Consider the following 1,008-nt stretch of genomic DNA (forward strand, 5'->3'; position numbering starts at 1 on the left):
GCTATCTCGATGGGCAGGCCCTTGGCCTTCGCCGGCTTCGTCGCAGATGAGCGACCGGTGGCGGCGTCAGGGATCTTCACCGTGGCCGCGCCCGGTTCCGGCCACGAGGTCTTCGGTGCCTCGCGTGGTGTCCGCGGCCCCTTCTCGACCGTGCGGGGCTTGGCTTTGGGTGCGTCGGCTCCGGGGACGGGCCGTTCCGCCTGTGGCAGGTCGGGGCGCCCCGTGCCGGCGTCGGCCGTCGCGGTCGTCGCGGTGACGGTCCCCTGGAGCAGGGTGCTCACCAGGGCAACAGAAAGTCCGAGTGCGACTCGGTGTCGTAGGGGCTTGGTGCTACGGGACCGGTTTCTGCCGTTCATTCCCGAATCCGTCCGTTATCTGGAACACAGGTCATGTGCGGGGCGGGTGAGCCGGTGAGAGCGACCTCGAAAAAGGAGGTCAGAGAACTGCTGATGTGCCGTGACCGGCTCCCGAGAGAGCGTCGGCACACCAGCTGAGCTCACTCGGGCGTCGGAACCTCCGTGGGCAGGTCGAACCACTCGTCGGCGAGCTTTTGAACCTGAGGTTCACTCAAGGCCCCCTGGAAGGTCCACACGTCGTCGATCGCGCCCGGCCAGTGCTGGACCCAGGACCCGTTGCCCTTGCCCCGGCCGAACTGAAGCGGCTCTCCGGCCCGGAAGGACAGCACGTTCTCGGCCCATGGGATGGCCTCCGCGCACTCCGGGTCGTCCGCGTCGCCGTCGCCGTCCGCGTCCGTGCAGGCGACTTCCTGCAGCGAGCCGTTCACGTAGAGGCGTGCCTGCTTGGCGAAACCGTCGTAGACGAGGGTGAGATGGTTCCACTCCCGTACGTCGTAGAAGAATCCGGCGTTGCCCGCTTCGGACCGGGCTGGCTTGTCGCTGTCGCTGCCGGACATGCCCATCTGCCAGAGCCCTGCCCCGCCCGGAGCTGCCGGGTCAGGTACGAAACCCACGGTGAAGGCGCTCTGCTCGTCTCCCGTAGCGCTCACGG

At 68.1% G+C, this 1,008-nt stretch carries 2 protein-coding genes; both read right to left on the reverse strand.

Annotated features, from left to right (window positions below; translation table 11 throughout):
* Nucleotides 1–281 (reverse strand): hypothetical protein (locus LHJ74_RS34065; protein WP_260222238.1); only part of this gene is annotated, 281 nt, incomplete at its 3' end.
* Nucleotides 282–496: 215 nt separating this feature from the next.
* The coding region (locus LHJ74_RS34070; protein ID WP_260222239.1) for a LamG domain-containing protein at nt 497–1,008 on the reverse strand (512 nt) is incomplete at its 5' end.

The organism is Streptomyces gossypii, from assembly GCF_025165795.1.
Classification (GTDB): Bacteria; Actinomycetota; Actinomycetes; order Streptomycetales; family Streptomycetaceae; genus Streptomyces; species Streptomyces gossypii.